Genomic DNA, 17,901 nt, shown 5'->3' on the forward strand with positions numbered 1-17,901 from the left:
CCTATTCTCCCCGCTTGTTCATCCAGGGCAGTTCGAGCTGGGCGCGATTGAGGAATTCGCTGGCGAAGCACTCCATCTCCGACTGCACCGTGTTGATCATGCCCAGAAAGGTGTTGTAGGCGATGGTCGCGGGAATGGCGACGCCCAGGCCAATGGCCGTAGCCACCAGGGCTTCGGAGATGCCGGGGGCGACGGCGGCCAGAGCCGCGGTCTTCATCTGCCCGATGGAGTGGAAGGAGTTCATGATGCCCCAGACCGTGCCGAAGAGGCCGATGAAGGGGGCGGAGTTGGCGCACGTGGCCAGGAAGGCCAGGGACCGGGACATGTCGCCCAGGCTCTCGGTCACGCCCTGCTCGAGCACGCGCCGCAGGTTGTCGCCGGCCACGCGGAACTTGAGGTTGGGATGAATGACGGACTGTTCCAAACGGCGGAACTCCTGCAGCCCCTTCTTGGCGATGGGGTACAGGGCCGAGTTGCCCTGCTCGCGCAGGGTTTGCACGCCGTCGGCCAGGTTTGTTGCGTTCTGGAACAGGGCGCGCTCCTGCAGAGCCTTGCGCCGGCCAAGGTTGATCTGGATTATCTTGAAGAAGATGATCGACCAGCTGATGAGCGACATCAACGCCAGAAGCGTCATGACGCCCTGCACCACGACCGTCGCGTTGGCGATCATTTCCCAGAAGCTGAACTGCGGCATGCCGCCGAGTTGCGTCGCGGCACCCAGCTGCTGCATTGAATCCAAGGACTGCGTCATGTTTATCGGGTCAACAACGCCTGTCTGCGCTACTGCATCCATAAGTTTCACCTTTTTGAACTACGAAAGTTTTCGACGAAATAACAAATTTTGATTCACTACTGCGAAAGGCACCGGGACACAAGAGCCCAGGCATGATCATCCGCGGCGCGATATTCCTCTTCCGACATGCCGCACCCCAGGGCGATCCGGCGGCGCAGCTCCGCCCCGACGAGGTCGCGGGGCTCGTGGGCATCGTTGTTGAGTACGAACCGGGCCCCGAAGGCACGTGTCAGGGCCAGGACATGGCCGTTGGCGTACCCGTGTCCGGCCCTGGTGGTGATTTCGAGGAGCACGCCTTTCTGGGCCGCCAGACGGACCTCCTCGGGGGTGATCAGTCCGGGGTGAGCCAGCACGTCGACACCGGCCTCGATGGCGGCGAGATTGGTGCCCCGCTCCACCGGCTCGACGATGGTCTCGCCGTGGGCGACCACGATCTGCGCCCCGAGGGTCCTGGCGCGCTCGACCTCCTGGGCCATGAGGGCCGCGGGCACGTGCGTCAGTTCCACGCCGGGGACGATGGCGATGTCCATGTACACGGAATACTCTCGCGCCATGGCGGCCAGGCGCGGCACCACGAGGTCCATGTTCGAGGCGTCGGCGTGGTCGGTGATGGCCACGGCGCGGTATCCCGCCACCTTGGCGCGTCGCGCCAGCTCTGCCGGAACGAGGACCCCGTCGCTGAAGGTCGTGTGAGTATGCAGGTCGATCACGGACGCGTCACATCTTGTACTTGATGTCGTCGAGGCTGTACTTGGAGAGGATGTCCGTCCACTTCTCGCTGTCCTCGCCCTTGACCACCTCCTGGAACACGCCCTTCTGCAGGGTCTTGTTCAGGGCGATGACCTCCTTGGAGACCCGGATAGGCACCTCGGCCCGCAGGGCCAGGGCAATGGAGTCCGACGGACGGCAGTCCACGCGTCTCTCCCCGCTTTCGGAGCGCAGCACCAGTTCGGCGTAGTACGTGCCCTCGTGGATCGACACGATCTCGACGGCCTCCAGCCGGGCGGCCAGCTTCTCCAGGATGTTCAGGATCAGGTCGTGGGTCATGGGCCGGGGCACGGGCACCTTGTTCAGGGCCATGGAAATTGACATGGCCTCCATGGCTCCGATCCAGATGGGGAAAATGATGTCCTCCGTCGTGTCCTTGAGAATGAGGATCGGCATCTGCGAATCCTCGTCCAGGGCCAATCCGAATACCGTCATTTCTACCACGGTTCACCTCGGGTCTCCCCTGTTAGGGAGTGTTTCTTCGCAGCCAGGATGCGCACGCGAATCATTTTGCCCGTCAGGTCGGGCAGGGGCGAAGGAAAGTTGACGATGCGCCCTCCGCCGTCCCGGCCACGCCAAAAAAGGGCCGCGCCGTCCTGCATCCTGCTCGTGCCCTCCACCAGGACGTCGACCTCGGCGCCGACCCGGGACTCGAGCTCCTCGGCGGTGATGCGGTTCTGCAGGTCCTGCAGCACGGCCAGCCGCCGGGCCTTCTCCTCCTCGGGCACCTTGAAATCCATCTTCTCGGCCCGCACCCCGGGCCGGTCGGAGTACTTGAACGAAAAGCTCGACTCGTAGCGGACCTGCCGCATGAGTTCCAGGGTATCCTCGAAATCCCGTTGCGTCTCGCCCGGGAAGCCGACGATGATGTCCGTGGTCAGGGCGATGCGCGGGCAGGCCGCGCGAAGGTCACGGACGATGCCCAGGTAGCGCTCCCGCGTGTACTTGCGGCCCATGGACTTCAGCATTGCGTCGGAGCCGGACTGCACGGGCAGGTGCAGCTGCGGGCTCAGGTTCGACAGTTCGCCGAAGGCCGCCACGACCTCGGGAGCGATGTCCTTGGGGTGCGAGGTCGTAAACTTGAGCCGGTCAAGACCGGGAATGGCCGCAATCCGGCGCAGCAGAGAGGCGAAGGTGGTGCCGTCGCCGTGTCCGTCCTGGCCGTAGCTGTTCACGTTCTGCCCCAGCAGGGTCAGCTCCCTGGCCCCGCGCCGCACCAGGGACTCGCACTCGGCCGCAATGGCGTCGGAAGACCGCGACTTCTGGCGGCCGCGGGTGAAGGGCACGATGCAGTAGGCGCAAAAATTGTCGCAGCCCTGCATGATGTTGACGAAGGCCTGGGCCCCGACGCGACCCTCCTCGGGCTGCTCGCGCTCGGGGTAGTGGTCGAGGAAGTCCAGCAGACTGACGCGCAGGGCCGGATCCTCGACGAGGCGCTCAAGCGCCTTCGGCACCATGGCCGTGCCGTCGGTGCCGAAGACCAGACGCACGAAGGGAAAGCGGTTCCAGAACTCCTCGCCGATCTGCTGCGCCACGCAGCCGCCAACGCCCACGAAGACGGCAGGATCGCGGTCGGCGTAGCCCTTGAGGCGGCCAAGCAGGGAATAGACCTTCTGTTCGGGCTTCTCCCGCACGCTGCAGGTGGTAACCAGGAAAACCTGGGCGTCTTCCTCCGCGGATTCGGTCCAGCCCCGCGAAATCAGGGCCTGCGACAGCCAGTCGGAATCGGCCACGTTCATCTGGCACCCGAACGTCAAAATGTGAAACCTCACGAAACCTCTTCTCCTCTTCGGATCATGCGTTGCGCATTGCTATGAACGAATTTTTTGCCCAGTCAACTCATTTCATGGGCTCCGCCGGCCGCCCCCGTCTGTTCGTCGATCCAGCGCAGGAAGGGGGCGTGTCCGCGGTCGATGCCAAGGGCCACGATACACGGAACTTCATAAGGATGCATCCCGAGAACGCAAGCCTGCAGGCTGTCGTAGAGGTCCGCCCGTGTCTTGGCCAGGAACGCCGTCTCGACCTCGAACTGCACGGAACCGTCCCACCAGTATATGGACTCGATGGACGGCAGGATGTTGACGCAGGCTGCCAGGCGCCGCTCCACCAGGGTGCGGCCGATGCGGCGCGCCGTTTCCAGGTCCGGGGCCGTCATGTAAACCAGGATTTCGCTCATCTCGCGCCTCCGTGCAAAAAACTTGAGGTTGCGGAAAAAAACTGTCAGGCACGTTCACTCGGGGTCCGACATCCGCACGAGGTATCCGCCATGACCAAACCGAACATCCCCGCCAGGGCCGAGGCCATCCGGGAACGGCTGGCCCGCCGCTACCCGGTCCCTAGGACCGAGCTGCACTGGTCGTCGCCGTGGGAACTGCTGGCCGCCACGGTGCTCTCAGCCCAGTGCACCGACGCGCGGGTCAACCAGGTCACTCCGCATCTCTTTGCCACGTGGCCGGACGTGGAGCAAATGGCAAATGCCGATGTGGGGGAAATCGAGGTCGTCATCCGTTCGACGGGCTTCTTCCGCAACAAGGCCAAGAACCTGCGCGCCGCCGCGGCCAGGATCGTCGTCGCCTACGGCGGCCAGGTCCCCCGGACCATGGAGGACATGCTGACCCTGCCCGGCGTGGCGCGCAAGACGGCCAACGTCGTCCTGTCCAACGCCTTCGGCGTCCAGGCCGGCATAGCCGTGGACACGCACGTAAAGCGCATCTCCTTCCGCCTGGGCCTGACCCGCGAGACCGTGCCGGACAGGATCGAGCGCGACCTGATGAAACTTTTCCCCCAGGACGACTGGGGTGCCGTGAACCACTACCTGGTCCTCTTCGGCCGGGAGGTCTGCACGGCCCGCAAGCCGGCCTGCCCGGAATGCGAACTCGAGGACCTGTGCCCCAAGGCGGGCCTGGACACCAAAACCGCAACGAAACGAAAACCGAAATGAAACCAGGAACATTCACCATACATCATACCGACGGCGCGTCCCGGGCCGGCGAACTGCACACGGCCCACGGCGTCATCCCCACCCCCATCTTCATGCCCGTGGGCACTCAGGGGACCGTCAAGGCCGTCTGCCCCGAGGACCTGAAAAACCTCGGCGCGCGCATCATCCTCGGCAACACCTACCACCTGTGCATGCGCCCCGGCGACGAGATGATCGCCCGGCGCGGCGGCCTGCACAAATTCATGAACTGGGACCGCCCCATCCTCACGGACTCCGGAGGCTTCCAGGTCTTCAGCCTTTCGGGACTGCGCAAGCTGACCGAGGACGGCGTTGCCTTCTCCTCGCACCTCGACGGGTCCAAGCACTTCTTTTCGCCCGAAAAGGCCATCTCCATCCAGCGCAACCTCGGCTCGGACATCATGATGGTCCTCGACGAGTGCGTGCCCTACGGCGCGGACTACGACTACACCAGGAAGTCCCTCGGCCTGACCACCCGCTGGGCGCAGCGCTGCCGCAAGGCCTATCCCCAGGGCAGCGGCGACCAGCTCCTCTTCGGCATCGGCCAGGGCGGCTTCTTCCGGGACCTGCGCGAGGAAAGCATCCGCCAGCTCATCGACATCCCCTTCGACGGCTACGCCCTGGGCGGCCTGAGCGTGGGCGAATCCAAGCCCGAGATGATGGACATCCTCTACCACAGCGCCCCTCTGCTGCCCGCGGACAAGCCGCGCTACCTCATGGGCGTGGGCACCCCGCTGGACATCATCCGCGGCATCGACGCCGGCATCGACATGTTCGACTGCGTGCTGCCGACGCGCAACGCCCGCAACGGCACCCTGTTCACCTCCCTGGGCAAGGTCAACATCAAGCGCGCCGAGTACACCGAGGACGACGGCCCCCTGGACCCCGAGTGCTCCTGCTACACCTGCCGCAACTTCAGCCGCGCCTACCTGCGCCACCTTTACCAGGCCCAGGAGATCCTGTCCTACCGCCTGAACACCATCCACAACCTCGCCTACTTCCTGCAGGTCGTGACCGGAGCCCGCAAGGCCATCGCGGAGGGATCGTTCCAGGCGTACAAGGCGCGGTTCGAAAACATCTACGACACCTGAGGAGGCGCGCATGCTCAAGGACATCGTCACCGCCAGCCGCAGCTACCGCCGTTTCGACACCAGCGTCGCCATCTCCATGCAAACCCTCGAAGAACTGGTCGAACTGGCCAGGCTCTGTCCGTCCGCGGCCAACAGGCAGCCCCTGCGCTTCATCCTGTGCAACGCGCCGGCCGACAACGAGGCCGTCTTCGCCTGCCTGAAATGGGCGGCCTACCTCAAGGATTGGGACGGGCCCGCGCCGTCCGAGCGTCCGGCCGCCTACGTCATCGTGGTCAACACGGCCCATGACTGGGACATGGCCAGGATCGACCTGGGCATCATGGCCCAGACCATGCTGCTGGGCGCGGTGGAAAAGGGTCTGGGCGGATGCATGCTCGGGGCCATCGACCGCGACCGGCTGCGCGCGCACCTCGGCCTGGCGCCGGAACTGGAGATCAGCCTGGTCCTGGCGCTGGGCAAGCCTGCGGAGGACGTAAGCGTCGTGGACGTGCCCGCGGACGGCTCCATCAGGTACTGGCGGGATGAAGCCGGAAGGCACTTCGTGCCCAAGCGCCCCATGGCGGAGCTCATTCTGGGAAAAAGAGAGGGATAAGGAGGAGCCGCTTCCCGAAGGAAGCGGCCGATCTGGAGGCTGCCGAGCGGTGGACCTCAGCCCTTGCGGCTGATCAGCTCGCCGAGACGGTAGGAGTCGAGGGTGTTCATGAGGACATTGCTGGCCTCGATCCACACGAACTGGGTCACGCATTCTCCGGCCAGGGAACACTCGCCGCAGATGGGCTCCCCTTCGGCGCACTGGGTCAGGGCGACCTTTTCCTCCAGGGCGCGCACCACGTCGCCGACAGTGATGTCCAAGGCGGACTTGGCCAGCTTGTGCCCTCCGAAGGGGCCGCGCTTGCTCTTGATGAGCCCGCCGCGGCGCAGGCCCGTTATCAGCTTCTCGATGTACTTCTGCGATATGTTCTGACGCCGGGCGATGTCCGTCGTATTCACCCACCCTTTGTCCTCGTTGAGGGCAATGTCCAAGAGAAGTCTGGTCCCGTAGCGGCTTCGCGTTGTCAAACGCATGCGTTCCTCCGAATATTCATGTCCACGCCCCCTAGGACCCCGCCTTGAACTGGCCATTGTCGCCGTTTGGTGCGGGCTGGTCTTTTTTTACATATTTGCGCGGCAGCTCGACGCGAAATTCAGTTCCCTCGCCGACAGTGGAATCGACGACAATCTGTCCCCCGTGCTGATGCACCACATCATTGGCGATATAAAGGCCAAGGCCGGTTCCCTTGCTGCCCTTGGAGGAAAAGAAGAGGGAAAACATCTTCTCCTGGGTGGCTCTATCGATGCCCGGCCCGTTGTCCCGGATGACGAAGGAAACCTTGTTCTTGTCGCCTTCGACGATGAACGTCACCACGTGCCGATCCTTGGACTCGTCTTCGATGCATGCGTCCACGGCATTTTCCAGGATGTTGACCAGGCCGGCGGAGATGACCTCCGGGTCGATCTCGAACCGGCCGAGATTGCCATGGAATTCCTTCTGGAAACGGATGTCGTGCTTGGTGGCCTTGGGCTCCACGAAATTGGCCACGCCGTCGCCGAACGTCTGCACGTCCAGGGTCTGGATGTTCAGATCGCGGTCCTTGGAGTAATAGAGCATCTCCAGGACGGAATTGCGAATCCGCGAAATCATCAGCTTGACCCGCTCCGCACCGTTGGCGACCAGGTCCATGTCGTTGTTCTGGATTCCCTTCTCAAGCCTGTACAGCCCGCCGTCCAGTGCGGTCAACATGCCGCGCACGCCGTGGGAGATGGAACCGATGAACAGCCCCAGCGACGTCAGGCGGTCCTGCAGCTCGCGGATCTGGGTGATGTCCGTGGCCAGTTCCATGACCTCGTTGATCTCCCCGTGGTCGTTTTTCAGCGGGGCCGTCAGGGTCAGCACGATTTTCTGCTGTCCGGTGCGCGTGGTGACCACTTCCTCGGTCTGATGAACCATGCCGTCGCGGAACGTCTCCTCCACCGGGCATTGGGGGCACGGGTGCGTGCGGTGCTTGTAGATCTCGTAGCAGCGCTCGCCGAGGCAGGACCCGAAATCAAGCTTGAACTGCCTGTTGGCGCGCACGATGCGGCGATCCCTGTTCTGGACGGAAATGTAGCACGGCACCTCGTCGAAAAGCTGTCGGCAGAGCTGATGGCTTGATTCGAGAATTTTGCTCTTCTCGACCAGAAGGTCCCGGTCCCTCCGCATCTCGATGAAGGTCAGGGCACGGTCGAGGGCGATGCGCAACGCCCGCTCCGAAACGGGCTTGAACAGGAAATCCGACGCGCCTTCCTCAAGAAAATCGAGCCCCATCTGATACTCGTCCTCCGGGACGAGCACGATGATGCGCACTTCCGGGAAGCTCGTTCGTATCTTGCGCAGGACGCCCTGTCCCAGCCTGCAATCGCAGATTCCGAGCACGGCCAGGCGAGGCCGGACCACGCTTACGGTCACAAGGGCGTCATCGTAGTCGCAATTCGATGGCTGATACCCGTATTCATGGAGGATATGCCCCAGAACCCTGCCGTGCTCGGGGTCCTGGGTGATGATCACGATGGCTTCGGAAATGACGATGTTGTGCATGGCGCAAAGAAGGCGTCCCTGTCCGTGTCGAGACGGGACAAGGACGCCTGCGGGTTGAGTTTGGCGTTACCCGATGTTTTCCTTGATCGCCTTCAGCAGCTCCTCGCGGTCGAAGGGCTTGGTGAAGGAGGCGACCGCCTTCTGGATCGCGTACTTGTTGCCGGCCAGTCCGCTGATGACGATGACAGGAATGTTCTTGTACTCGTCTTCCTGGCTCAGCTCGCGGTAGAAGCGCGGGCCCCATTCCTTGGGCATTTCCAGGTCCAGGGTGATCAGCTCGGGCTTCTCCTGCTTGACCACTGCCAGGGCGTCGGCGCCGTCGGTGGCCTTGCAGGTCGAGTAGCCCGCATCCTGGAAGATATCTTCCAAGTAGGTGACAATATTGGGATCGTCGTCAATGATCAGGATTTTCTTGGCCATCATACACCCCCAACAATGATAAAGAGTTACACGTTTTGAATCTTATCCGGACGGTTGACCGATGCGACAGGGCACGTTGCGCGCAGAAGCACCTGCTCCAGGGTGTGGCCGAAGGCCGACTCCTCATCGCCCACATCCTTGGAATGGTGGGCCATGATGATCAGGTCGGCCTGCTTCTCGCGCGCATACTTCACGATTTCGACATATGGGATGCCTTCCCAGATGTCGGCCGACACGTTCTTGAAATCCCCGGTCTGAATGAGATATTTCCGTCGCATCCGATCCCTGGCCTCGATCATCTGGTCATCGAGCTGCTTCTGGGAGATCAGGCTGTGCGTGGAACCGATGTCGATGGCGTGGAAAACGTGCAGCTTGGCGTCCAGTTCCTTGGCGGTCTTCAGGGCGAACTTGAAGGCGTGCTCGGAAGCCTTGGAGAAATCGGCGCCAAAGACGATGTTGGTGAAGCCGCCCCAGAAGGAGGCCACCGGACGGTTGACCACCAGGACCGGAGCCTTGGAGGCCTTGGCCACGCGCTGCAGGGTGGAGCCGGCGAAGTGGCGCTGGTAGGCGTCGGCGTCGGCCTCGCAGCCAGTGGTGCTGGCGCCCATGACGATGAGGTCCACGTCCTCCTGCCGGGCCTTGCGCAGCACCTCGCGGTGCGGGATGCCGACGGCCGTGTCGATCTCGCAGTCCACACCGCTCTTCATCTGGCGGTCATAGGTATTCTTGAGCTCATCCTTGACCCACAATGCGTAATCCTCGTCCAGCTCGACCTTCTCGCCCGTGCGTACGTCGACCACCACCTGGCTGAACCCGCGGCTGGGTACGCCAAGGACATGGTAGACGAAGAGTTTGGCATTGTAGCGCGCGGCCAGATCGAAGGCGACGCGCGCGGCGGCATCGCAGCAGGGAGAGCCGGAGGTGGCGAACAGAATCTTTGTAAACATGTGTCAACTCCCGTTCTGTTTGCGGCCTGCCGCGCATGGCGCGGCAGGCCGATGACTCGTCGGACCTATTCCTGAGGCAGGAGGTGTTCGGGCACCTCGACCATCTTGAGCAGAAGGGGCTTCAGGAAGCTCCAGCGGATGCCGATTTCGAATTCCTCTTCCAGGTCGCGGATGGCATCCCAGCAGTTGTGGCAGGGGGCGATGACGAACTTCGCGCCCGTGGCCAGGATCTGCTCGCGCTTCATCTTCAGCGCGACGTTGCGCTGCTTGCGATAGCGGCCGATACCATTGAAGCCTCCGCCACCGCCACAACAATAGTTGTGTTCCTTGTTGGGCGCCATCTCGCGGAAGTCCTCGGCGATGTGCTTCATGATGATGCGCGTGCAGTCGCGCAGGCCGGCGTTCCTGACGTAGTTGCAGGAATCCTGAACCGTGACGGGCTCCTTGATTTTCTTGGCGGGGTCGATCTTGAGCTTGCCCATCTCAAGGGCCTCGGCCATCCACTCCACGTAGTGAATGCACTCCACGGGCGGCTTGCCGTCGGGGCGTCCGGCCCAGTACGGGCCTTCGATGACCGTGGCGCGGTAGGCGTGGCCGCACTCGGTGGCGACCATGCGCTTGGGACGCAGGCGCTCCATGGCTTCATAGACCGTCTCGACCTGCATCTTGCAGGCCTCCCAGTCGCCGGCGAACATGGACAGGCTGGTCATTTCCCAACCGGAGGACGGCATGGTCCAGTTCTCGCCTGCGATGTGGAAGAGGATGGCCGCCTCGACGATGTCCTCTGGGTAGTGTTTCGCCTCGCGGGCGTTGATCATGTAGACGATGTCGGCGTCTTCCTTGTCGATGGGTATCTCAAGGCAGGGCCACTCTTCGAGGGCCTCGTCGACCATCCATTCGCAGGTGTCGACGAACTCCTCGACGGTGACGTCCATCTGGGCGCGGAACAGGCGGTGCATGCCCGAGCCGATCTTCAGCTCCCACGGCACGAAGCCCTGGGAGTGCAGCAGGCCGCGCAGGTAGCTGAACATGACGCCCATGTCGATGCCGTAGGGGCAGAAGGAGCCGCAACGGTTACAGCAGGTGCACTTGGACCAGGCCGTGTCCATGCACATGCGCATGAACTCGTTGGACACCTTGCCTTTCTGCTTGACGATCTCGCCCAGGGTGGACTGGATCTTGTAGGACGGCACCTGCTTGGGGTCGCGCTCGTTGACGCTGTACAGGAAGCAGCTGTCGGCGCACAGGCCGCAGTGGGCGCAGATGTCGAGCCAGGTTTTGGTTCTGGACTTCATGGTCTTCTGGATGGTCGCCCACAATGCGTCGGCGTCCACGTCCAGCTGTTCCATTTCTGCATAGTATTGTCTGCCGTTGCTGTCGGAGAGGAGCGCATCCAGCTCCTCGCGGCAGGAAACGGGCTTCTTATTGCAAAGTTTTCCTTCGGGCATGTTGTATTCCTCTTGGCTTACCAGTCAAAATTGGACTTCATTCCACCGCGCTTGATCCCGAAATCCATGCCCAGCTGGATACGCGTGCAGAAAAAGAGCGCGATGTGGGCCAGCTTGGTGAAGGGTGCGGTCAGAAGCACGATCACGCCGCACAGGATGTGCAGGTTGATCCAGAACGAATACGTGTCGGTGTGGTACGAGGCCATGATGCCGGAGGCCAGCAGGGTCAGGGTCAGGACCAGCAGCATGACGTCCTTGAAATCGGTCAGAATGCGCACCTCGGGCAGCAGGAAACGACGCACCGCGATGCCGATGCCGCCCATGAGCGCCGCGATGGCCAGCACGTCGGCCAGAATCTGCGGCATGGACGGCCAGTCGATGCCCAGGCCGTTTCGGATCATCACGGCGTGGCCTTCCAGGAAGATGGGCACGATGACGAGCCCGATGTGGAAGGCGAAGAACATGATGGTGAAGATGGGTTTGGCCCGCCAGCTATGGGTGCCGAAGGGCAGCAGCCAGCGGTACACGGAGCGCACAGCGCCCTTTATGCCGTAGTTCATGTGCGGCTTGTAGGCCACGCGGTCCAGCCGCCAGTCCAGCCCCTTGAAGTAGAGCACCACGCGGGCGGTCAGGCCGACAAAGAATACCGCAAAGGAAATCCAGAGCAGCGGACCAGTCAATATCTCATACATACGAATACTCCTTCATTGGTCGAAACGGACCGAGCCTATTCCTCTTCCTTGTCAGCGAACCTGTCCTCGTCCCGTTCGGTCACGAACAGCCAGAAGGCCACGAACGCCACCAGACCAAGGCCCATTCCGACATAGGCCATGCCCTTGGTCCAGAACATGAAGTCATGATACGTCATGAATTCCATTGTACGCCTCCTTTAATGGGCTTCCTTGAATTCGGGGTGTTCGTGCAGGATCGGCAACTTGCTCAGGCAGAAACGCAGGACCGTGATCTCCAGGGTGACGATGAACACGGTGATCATGATCTCTTCCCAGGCCGGGACGTAACGGAATTCGGACGGCAGCTGCCAGTTGAAGGCCACCAGGGAGATGTTCAGGCGGTTCAGGACGATGCCCAGGACCGTGACGATGGACGCCCAGAAAGCCAGCTTCTGGTTCTTCTCGCGGGCGGCCACGGCGTACATCAGGCAGGGCACCAGCACGAAGCCGATGACCTCGACCAGGAACCAGGCGCCCCAGCCCGTGGCCAGATAGTGCCAGTTGTCGTCAATGGCCACGCCGATCCACTTCAGGTTGAAGTAGCCGAAGAGAACCACGGCCGCGGCCTTGGCGAAGCCCAGCGTCACGCCGGGCGCTTCGTCGATGTGGGTCTGGTCCATCTTGTGGTGCAGGAACTTGTGGGACAGGCCGCCCTCGAAGATGACCATGGACAGGCCGGCCGGGATGCTCGAAACGAAGAAGAACAGGGCCAGGTACGGGGAGTACCAAAGCGGGTGCAGCTTGGAGGGGGCGATCAGGTACAACCCGCCCAGGGAAGACTGGTGCAGGGTCGACAGGATGACGCCGAAGATGGTCAGGACCAGGGTCAGGCTGTGGGCATAGTGCCGCATCTTCTTCCAGCGCAGGGTCTCCCAGACCGCGGGCGAGAACTCGATGGCCAGGACCGTCAGGTACAGGGCGACGCACAGGCCTACCTCGAAGAGGAAGGACGTGGGGCCGGGGTAGATGGTCAGGGGGTACGGCAGCCGGTAGTAGCGGCCCAGGTCGTACAGCAGGGCGAAGACGACGAAGGCGTAGCCCAGGAAGGCCGTGGTGATGGCCGGACGGACCGCCGAGTGATACTTCTTCATGCCGAAGAGGTACACGGCCGCGGAGGTCGTGTAGCCGCCGGCGGCCAGGGCGACGCCGCAGAGCAGGTCGAAGCCGATCCAGATGCCCCATGGGTTGTCGTCGGTCAGGTTGGTGACGGAACCGATGCCCATGGTGAAGCGCTTGACGGTCAGCACCAGGCCGACGGCCAGGATGATGGCCGTCAGGATGTTGGCCGGGGTCCAGAATTTCTTGTCGGGTGTGGTGTGGTGAGACATCGCCACTCCTCCTTATTGCTCGCCCGCGTCGGCGGCTTCGGCTTCTTTCTTGCGAGCCTCTTCCGCGTCCTTCAGGGCCTTTTTCACTTCACGATCGACGGCTGCCTGCTTGTCGCGCTCCGCCTTGTCCATGGCCGCCTTGAGCTTCTTGGCCGCTTCGGCCTGGGCGTCGGCCACGGCTTCCGCCACGGCGTGGTGCTGCTCTTCCTCGGAGATCTTCTCCTTGCGCTTGGTCAGCGCGTAGGCGCCGGTCAGGAACACGGGCCACAGGCCGACAATGGCCGGGACCACGCCCAGGGGGCCGGAGGTGAACTGCGGAGCGGGCGTGATGCCCAGATCCTCGCGCAGGCCGATCTGGGAGAAGGGAGCGCCCGAGATGTAGAGCCAGCTGGTGCCGCCCATCTCGTTCTCGCCGTAGATGTGGTTGATGTACGTGTCGGGGTGCTTGCGGATGCGCTCGCGGGCGATGCCCAGCAGATCCTCGCGGCGGCCGAAGACCAGGGCGCCCTTGGGGCAGTCCTCGACGCAGCCGGGGAGCTTGCCTTCCTCGATGCGCGGCTGGCACATGGTGCACTTGCGCACCCGCGGCGTGACCGGGTCATGATACTCGTACGTGGGGATCTCGAAGGGACAGGCGATCATGCAGTAGCGGCAGCCCACGCACTTGGAGGCGTCGTAGCTGACGGCGCCGGTCTTGTCCTTCTTGAAGGCGCCGACGAAGCAGGCCGAGGCGCAGGCCGGTTCGAGGCAGTGGTTGCACTGCTGCTTGCGGTACACGGGCTTGTCGCCGACCGCGTACTTGTTGACCACCGTGAAGGTGTCGTGGTGCGTACGGCGACGCTTGTCCATGACCGTCAGGTCGTCGAAGGGCACGGGCTGGGCCGGCAGTTCGTTGACCTTGTTGCATGCTGCTTCGCACTTTCTGCAGCCGATGCATTTGGTGCTGTCAAAGAGCACCCCAAAGCTCTCGGGATATCCCGTAAAATGATGATTTCCACCGGCACTGGCCGAAGACGCCGCCAAACAGGCCCCTGCGCCAGCCAGCATGCCAATGAATTTTCTGCGTTTCATAGTAGCTCCTCGTTATTGCGACCTTGCAGGCAGGTTACTTTTTCGCGGCGTGACATTCGGTGCAGGCCGTGGCCGCCGGCTTCTCGATGCCCATCTCCGTGTGGCAGCCGATGCACTGCTGGTGATAGGCGGTCTTCAGATCGGGCTTGGCCTCTGTCAGGGGGCCGGCGCCCTTGCCGTGACAGCTGACGCACTTGGGCGGGTTGGCCGAAGCGGGGCTGTTGTGGTGGCAGCCGGAGCAGACGGCGTTGGGGCTCGCGTGGAAATACGCAGCCATGGCGTCGTCCTTCATGCCTTCCATGATCTTCTGCACGATCTTGCGGTGCGGGAACTTGCTGGCCTGGTATTCATTGGCCAAAACACCGATCTCGATGTTCTCGGGGATCTCGTCGATCTTCACGACCGTGTCGGACTTTGCGCGGGTATCATAGAGCATGGCCGCGGTATTGACCTGCATGGTCTTGTCCTGAGCCATTTCGGGGCCGGCCGTGATGCTGACGTGGCACTTGGCGCAGCTGGCCTCGGTCTTCTGGCCCGTGCGGCCCATGAAGGTATGGCAACCGGCGCACTGCTTCTTGTCCTGGGCCTGGGCGTGGCAGCCCACGCAACTGGCCTTGGCGGTCACGCGGTGCATGGCCTGCTCGGTGGTGATGAAGGCGCCCTCTTCCTTGCCAAGGGAGGTGTGGCACTGGGAACAAGCCACCACGCCCTTGGTCGAGGCGGTGTGATGGCAGACCGAGCAATTCTCGTTCGTCTCTTCGTGCTTCTTGTGATTGAAGGGCACGGCGTTGACGAGGGCCGGCTCTGCGGAAGGCTTGGCGGGTTCGGCCATGAGCAGGGCGAAATCGGACTGGCCGGCTTCGAGCCTGGGCGCGTCGGCGACCTTCTTGAACGTGGCGCGAACGGTCGCGTCATGGCAGCCGGAACACTCCACGGGACCGCTGGGCTGCTTGGCCTTGGCGATCTCCATGTGGCAGGACACGCACTTCTCGTGCGACTGGTCCTTGTTTTCGGCAAAGGAAAGATTGCGTTTTTCGGGCTTGTCCTGGGTGTGGCACTTGGAGCAGTTGTCCTTCTGGCCGGCCGGGGCGGGGACCATCTTGGACGACTGGTGCCTGTAGTGCAGGGACTTGTCGAAGGTCGGCAGCGTGCGGGACGTTTCCGCAGGCCCGGCATGACATGTCCGGCACTGTCCGCTCTCGGGCCCGCTCTTCTTGCCGGCCTTGGACGTGTCGGTGTGACACTTGATGCAGTTGTCGTGGTAAACGGCCTTGATTTCGGCTGCGGTCGTGTCTGCCTCGCGCTTGAACTTGGCCGTGACCGTGTTACCGGTCACCTTGTGGCAGGATTCGCACTTCCCTTCGACGGCCTTGGTGTGCTTGTCATGCTCGAACCGGACAACTGGGTACTCGAGATCACCGAACTGCTTGAGCGTATCGATGGTGACGAGATCGGCGCCCAATTGCTTCGTAGCGACCTGTTCCTGCTTTCCCCCAAGAGCGTTCAGACCGATTCCGGCCACTGCCATGCTTACGCACAGGATTCCGACCCATCGCAGCATTGGTCTTCCCTTCTCCATGTGAAAATTCCTTTGTTGAAATCCACTCCGGAAAATTCCGGCAACCACCCTCGCCAAGAGGCACCGCCTCCCGGCGCCCTCCTCTGTCCCGGAAAAAACCAGACCGCGAACACGTCCGCACGAAAGCCGGACAGGAAATTTGAAACAGACTGTTCAGGTATGATTTATTCCGACCTCGGAGGTATAGAATTCCAAAAATCTCGTCAAGGCTTAATCCATTTTTTCACAATCTAATCCGAACCTGGAAAGACCCCGCGCAATTCGAATTATGCGTATAATATCAATAAGTTAAAAATATGCATTGCGGACAAACACACAAAAACACAATGCCGCTCCGAAGCTCAAAGGCCCCCGAAACGGCGGTAAAAGATATAAAAAAAGCCCGGTCTCCAAGGGGAAACCGGGCTTTTTGAACGGAACCGAAAAGAATTATTTCTTCACATGACATTCGCCGCAGGCCACAGGGCCTTTCTTCTTTTCGACGTGACACGACTTGCACTGGCGGTGGTACGCCATGCGCAGGCCGGGCTGGGAGCCCTGGGCTTTCAGGGTATGGCATTCCGAGCAGGCCTGATCTTCGGAACTTTCGCCCTCCACGAGTTTGCCGTCCTTGTAGACGTGATGGCATGCGGCGCAATCTTCGATCGCCGCCTTCTCGTTGTGGGTGTCATGATCGAAGGCGCTGACGGGTCGTTCCAGGGTTCCGAAGGCCTCGACCTTCAGAACCGTGTCCTCCTGGGAAAAAGCCGGAACGCTGCACAGCGTGACGCAGAGCGCGACGAAGCAATAGATGGCGTATCTGTATAGTTTATGTCTCATCACTCACCCCTAGACAGCATTTGGTTTTTCCATGCAATCGTAGATAATCTCACCAAGGAACTTGAGCTGCATGTCCAGTTTGTACTTGTGGATGATATCCTCAAGTCCACCGTGACAGTTATGGCACGGGGCAATGCACACCTTGACGCCGGTGGCCTGAAGCTGTTCAGCCTTGACTCTGTTGCTTTCCACGCGGGAGTTTTTGAATGGCGGCCCGCAGTTGATGACACCGCCGCCCGCGGCGCAGCAGTAGTTGTGTTCCCGGTTGGGCGTCATCTCGATGAAGTTGGGGCAAAAGGCCCGCACCACTTCGCGCGCCTTTTCGTGCAGGCCGCGGCCGCGCACGACGTTGCACGGATCGTGGAAGGTCACGGGCTCCTCGAACAGCTTGGCGACCTTGATCTTCCCTTCGTTCAGCAGGTCCCAGTAAAACTCCAGGGCGTGCACGACCGGAATGGGGGGCATGCGCCAGCCGAGAACGCGGTTGCCCGTATCGTATACGGAGCGGAAGGCGTGACCACACTCGCCCATGACGATCTTCTTGACCCGCAGCCTGGCCGCCGTTTCGAAATGCAGACGCTTCAGGCGTCCCATCATCTCGGAGTCGCCCGTGTACATGGCCATGTCGGAGTTGTCCCAGCCGGGGGTGGCCGGCATGGTCCAGTCCATGCCCGCCTCGTTCATGATGGCCGCGGCCTGATAGATGAGCTGGGTCCGGAACTTGGGCTCGGGCCCGATGACCGAGTACATGATCTCGGCCCCTTCCTTCTCCAGCGGGATGCGCGCGTTGGGGAGTTCTTCGCGCATCTCGTCCTCCTGCCAGTGCAGGGCGTCGATCCACTCGTCGTCCTTGACCCACATCTGGTTCATGGTCGCAGAATGGGAATGAGCCGTATCCTGGATGTAGAGCGGCGTGATCTCCAGTTTGTGTGAAATGCGGCGCACCAGCGACATCATGTAGGCGATGTCGATGCCGAAAGGGCAGTACTGCACGCAGCGGCGGCACATGTTGCACTCGGTCTGCGCCACCTGCACGGCCTGCTTCATGAATTCGGTCGAGACCTTGCCCTTCTTGTCGAGCATCTCCCAGATGGTCTGCTTGACCTTGCCCACCGGCGAGAACCGGGGGTCACGGTCGCGGGAGAGGTAGAAATGGCAGGCCTCGGAGCACAGTCCGCAGTGAGCGCACGTCTCGACGTACGCCTTCAGGCGGGACCCGGCCTCATTGTCGAGCACCTGATTGATCGTCTTCTCGATCCTTTCGGGGGTCAGCTTCTCGGCCCCCCTTTCAATGCCTTCGTCCTTTATCCAGACGCGTTCTTTCATAGCGTTC

General features: G+C 62.0%; 20 protein-coding genes. 3 read left to right on the forward strand and 17 right to left on the reverse strand.

Annotated features, from left to right (window positions below):
• Position 1: 1 nt before the first annotated feature.
• The 5 genes from ACYQ3G_RS13710 to cutA all read right to left on the reverse strand — a co-directional run bounded on the left by ACYQ3G_RS13710 (position 2) and on the right by cutA (position 3,737).
• Positions 2-730 (reverse strand): MotA/TolQ/ExbB proton channel family protein, encoded by a 729-nt coding sequence (locus ACYQ3G_RS13710; protein ID WP_245578349.1) that lies wholly within the window; start codon positions 728-730, stop codon positions 2-4.
• Positions 731-849: 119 nt separating this feature from the next.
• On the reverse strand, positions 850-1,503 hold the full coding sequence (locus ACYQ3G_RS13715) for a histidinol phosphate phosphatase domain-containing protein (protein WP_459826509.1): 654 nt from the start codon (positions 1,501-1,503) through the stop codon (positions 850-852).
• A 7-nt stretch (positions 1,504-1,510) separates the two neighbouring features.
• On the reverse strand, positions 1,511-2,005 hold the full coding sequence (locus tag ACYQ3G_RS13720; RefSeq protein ID WP_028578263.1) for a bifunctional nuclease family protein: 495 nt from the start codon (positions 2,003-2,005) through the stop codon (positions 1,511-1,513).
• Positions 1,999-3,333: a tRNA (N6-isopentenyl adenosine(37)-C2)-methylthiotransferase MiaB gene (gene miaB / locus ACYQ3G_RS13725; RefSeq protein WP_459826512.1), complete on the reverse strand. Its 1,335-nt coding sequence runs from the start codon at positions 3,331-3,333 to the stop codon at positions 1,999-2,001. Before miaB ends, ACYQ3G_RS13720 begins: the two co-directional genes overlap by 7 nt.
• A 62-nt stretch (positions 3,334-3,395) precedes the next feature.
• Complete coding sequence (gene cutA, locus ACYQ3G_RS13730; protein WP_459826514.1) at positions 3,396-3,737, reverse strand: divalent-cation tolerance protein CutA; 342 nt, start codon at positions 3,735-3,737, stop codon at positions 3,396-3,398.
• A 90-nt stretch (positions 3,738-3,827) separates the two neighbouring features.
• On the opposite strand from cutA, the gene nth reads away from it, so the two are divergent.
• The 3 genes from nth to ACYQ3G_RS13745 are packed head-to-tail and all read left to right on the forward strand — an operon-like array spanning position 3,828 to position 6,203.
• Positions 3,828-4,502 carry an endonuclease III gene (gene nth, locus ACYQ3G_RS13735; protein WP_459826516.1) on the forward strand — a complete coding sequence of 225 codons (675 nt, stop codon included), beginning with the start codon at positions 3,828-3,830 and terminating at the stop codon, positions 4,500-4,502.
• A complete protein-coding gene (gene tgt, locus ACYQ3G_RS13740; RefSeq protein ID WP_459826518.1) occupies positions 4,499-5,611 on the forward strand; it encodes a tRNA guanosine(34) transglycosylase Tgt in 1,113 nt (370 codons plus the stop codon). Before nth ends, tgt begins: the two co-directional genes overlap by 4 nt.
• 10 nt (positions 5,612-5,621) lie before the next feature.
• Positions 5,622-6,203, forward strand: coding sequence for a nitroreductase family protein (locus ACYQ3G_RS13745; RefSeq protein ID WP_459826520.1), 582 nt, complete (start codon positions 5,622-5,624; stop codon positions 6,201-6,203).
• A 56-nt stretch (positions 6,204-6,259) separates the two neighbouring features.
• Here the strand turns inward: ACYQ3G_RS13745 and ACYQ3G_RS13750 are convergent, their stop codons facing one another.
• From ACYQ3G_RS13750 to tmcB, 12 genes are all read right to left on the reverse strand, one after another.
• Positions 6,260-6,676 (reverse strand): RrF2 family transcriptional regulator, encoded by a 417-nt coding sequence (locus ACYQ3G_RS13750; protein WP_459826522.1) that lies wholly within the window; start codon positions 6,674-6,676, stop codon positions 6,260-6,262.
• A 31-nt stretch (positions 6,677-6,707) separates the two neighbouring features.
• A complete protein-coding gene (locus ACYQ3G_RS13755; protein ID WP_459826524.1) occupies positions 6,708-8,225 on the reverse strand; it encodes a two-component system sensor histidine kinase NtrB in 1,518 nt (505 codons plus the stop codon).
• A gap of 66 nt (positions 8,226-8,291) precedes the next feature.
• Positions 8,292-8,645, reverse strand: a complete 354-nt coding sequence (divK, locus tag ACYQ3G_RS13760) for a DVU0259 family response regulator domain-containing protein (protein ID WP_459826526.1) — start codon at positions 8,643-8,645, stop codon at positions 8,292-8,294.
• Positions 8,646-8,671: 26 nt separating this feature from the next.
• Positions 8,672-9,592 (reverse strand): universal stress protein, encoded by a 921-nt coding sequence (locus ACYQ3G_RS13765; protein WP_028578270.1) that lies wholly within the window; start codon positions 9,590-9,592, stop codon positions 8,672-8,674.
• 65 nt (positions 9,593-9,657) lie between these two features.
• Positions 9,658-11,040: a sulfate respiration complex iron-sulfur protein HmcF gene (gene hmcF / locus ACYQ3G_RS13770; protein WP_459826529.1), complete on the reverse strand. Its 1,383-nt coding sequence runs from the start codon at positions 11,038-11,040 to the stop codon at positions 9,658-9,660.
• A gap of 17 nt (positions 11,041-11,057) precedes the next feature.
• Entirely contained in the window at positions 11,058-11,732 is a 675-nt protein-coding gene (gene hmcE, locus ACYQ3G_RS13775; RefSeq protein WP_028578272.1) for a sulfate respiration complex protein HmcE, read from the reverse strand.
• Positions 11,733-11,767: 35 nt separating this feature from the next.
• Positions 11,768-11,917, reverse strand: coding sequence for a sulfate respiration complex protein HmcD (gene hmcD / locus ACYQ3G_RS13780; protein WP_459826531.1), 150 nt, complete (start codon positions 11,915-11,917; stop codon positions 11,768-11,770).
• A gap of 12 nt (positions 11,918-11,929) precedes the next feature.
• Positions 11,930-13,099 carry a sulfate respiration complex protein HmcC gene (gene hmcC, locus ACYQ3G_RS13785; protein WP_028578274.1) on the reverse strand — a complete coding sequence of 390 codons (1,170 nt, stop codon included), beginning with the start codon at positions 13,097-13,099 and terminating at the stop codon, positions 11,930-11,932.
• A gap of 12 nt (positions 13,100-13,111) precedes the next feature.
• A complete protein-coding gene (hmcB, locus tag ACYQ3G_RS13790; RefSeq protein WP_459826534.1) occupies positions 13,112-14,170 on the reverse strand; it encodes a sulfate respiration complex iron-sulfur protein HmcB in 1,059 nt (352 codons plus the stop codon).
• 34 nt (positions 14,171-14,204) lie between these two features.
• Positions 14,205-15,731, reverse strand: a complete 1,527-nt coding sequence (hmcA, locus tag ACYQ3G_RS13795; protein WP_459826536.1) for a sulfate respiration complex hexadecaheme cytochrome HmcA — start codon at positions 15,729-15,731, stop codon at positions 14,205-14,207.
• 447 nt (positions 15,732-16,178) lie between these two features.
• The gene (gene tmcA, locus ACYQ3G_RS13800) at positions 16,179-16,568 is read right to left on the reverse strand and encodes an acidic tetraheme cytochrome c3 TmcA (protein WP_028578277.1); all 390 of its coding nucleotides are present in this window, start codon (positions 16,566-16,568) and stop codon (positions 16,179-16,181) included.
• Positions 16,569-16,577: 9 nt separating this feature from the next.
• The gene (gene tmcB, locus ACYQ3G_RS13805) at positions 16,578-17,894 is read right to left on the reverse strand and encodes an electron transfer complex ferredoxin TmcB (protein WP_028578278.1); all 1,317 of its coding nucleotides are present in this window, start codon (positions 17,892-17,894) and stop codon (positions 16,578-16,580) included.
• Between the last annotated feature and the right edge of the window lie 7 nt (positions 17,895-17,901).

Source organism: Desulfomicrobium salsuginis, from assembly GCF_054657795.1.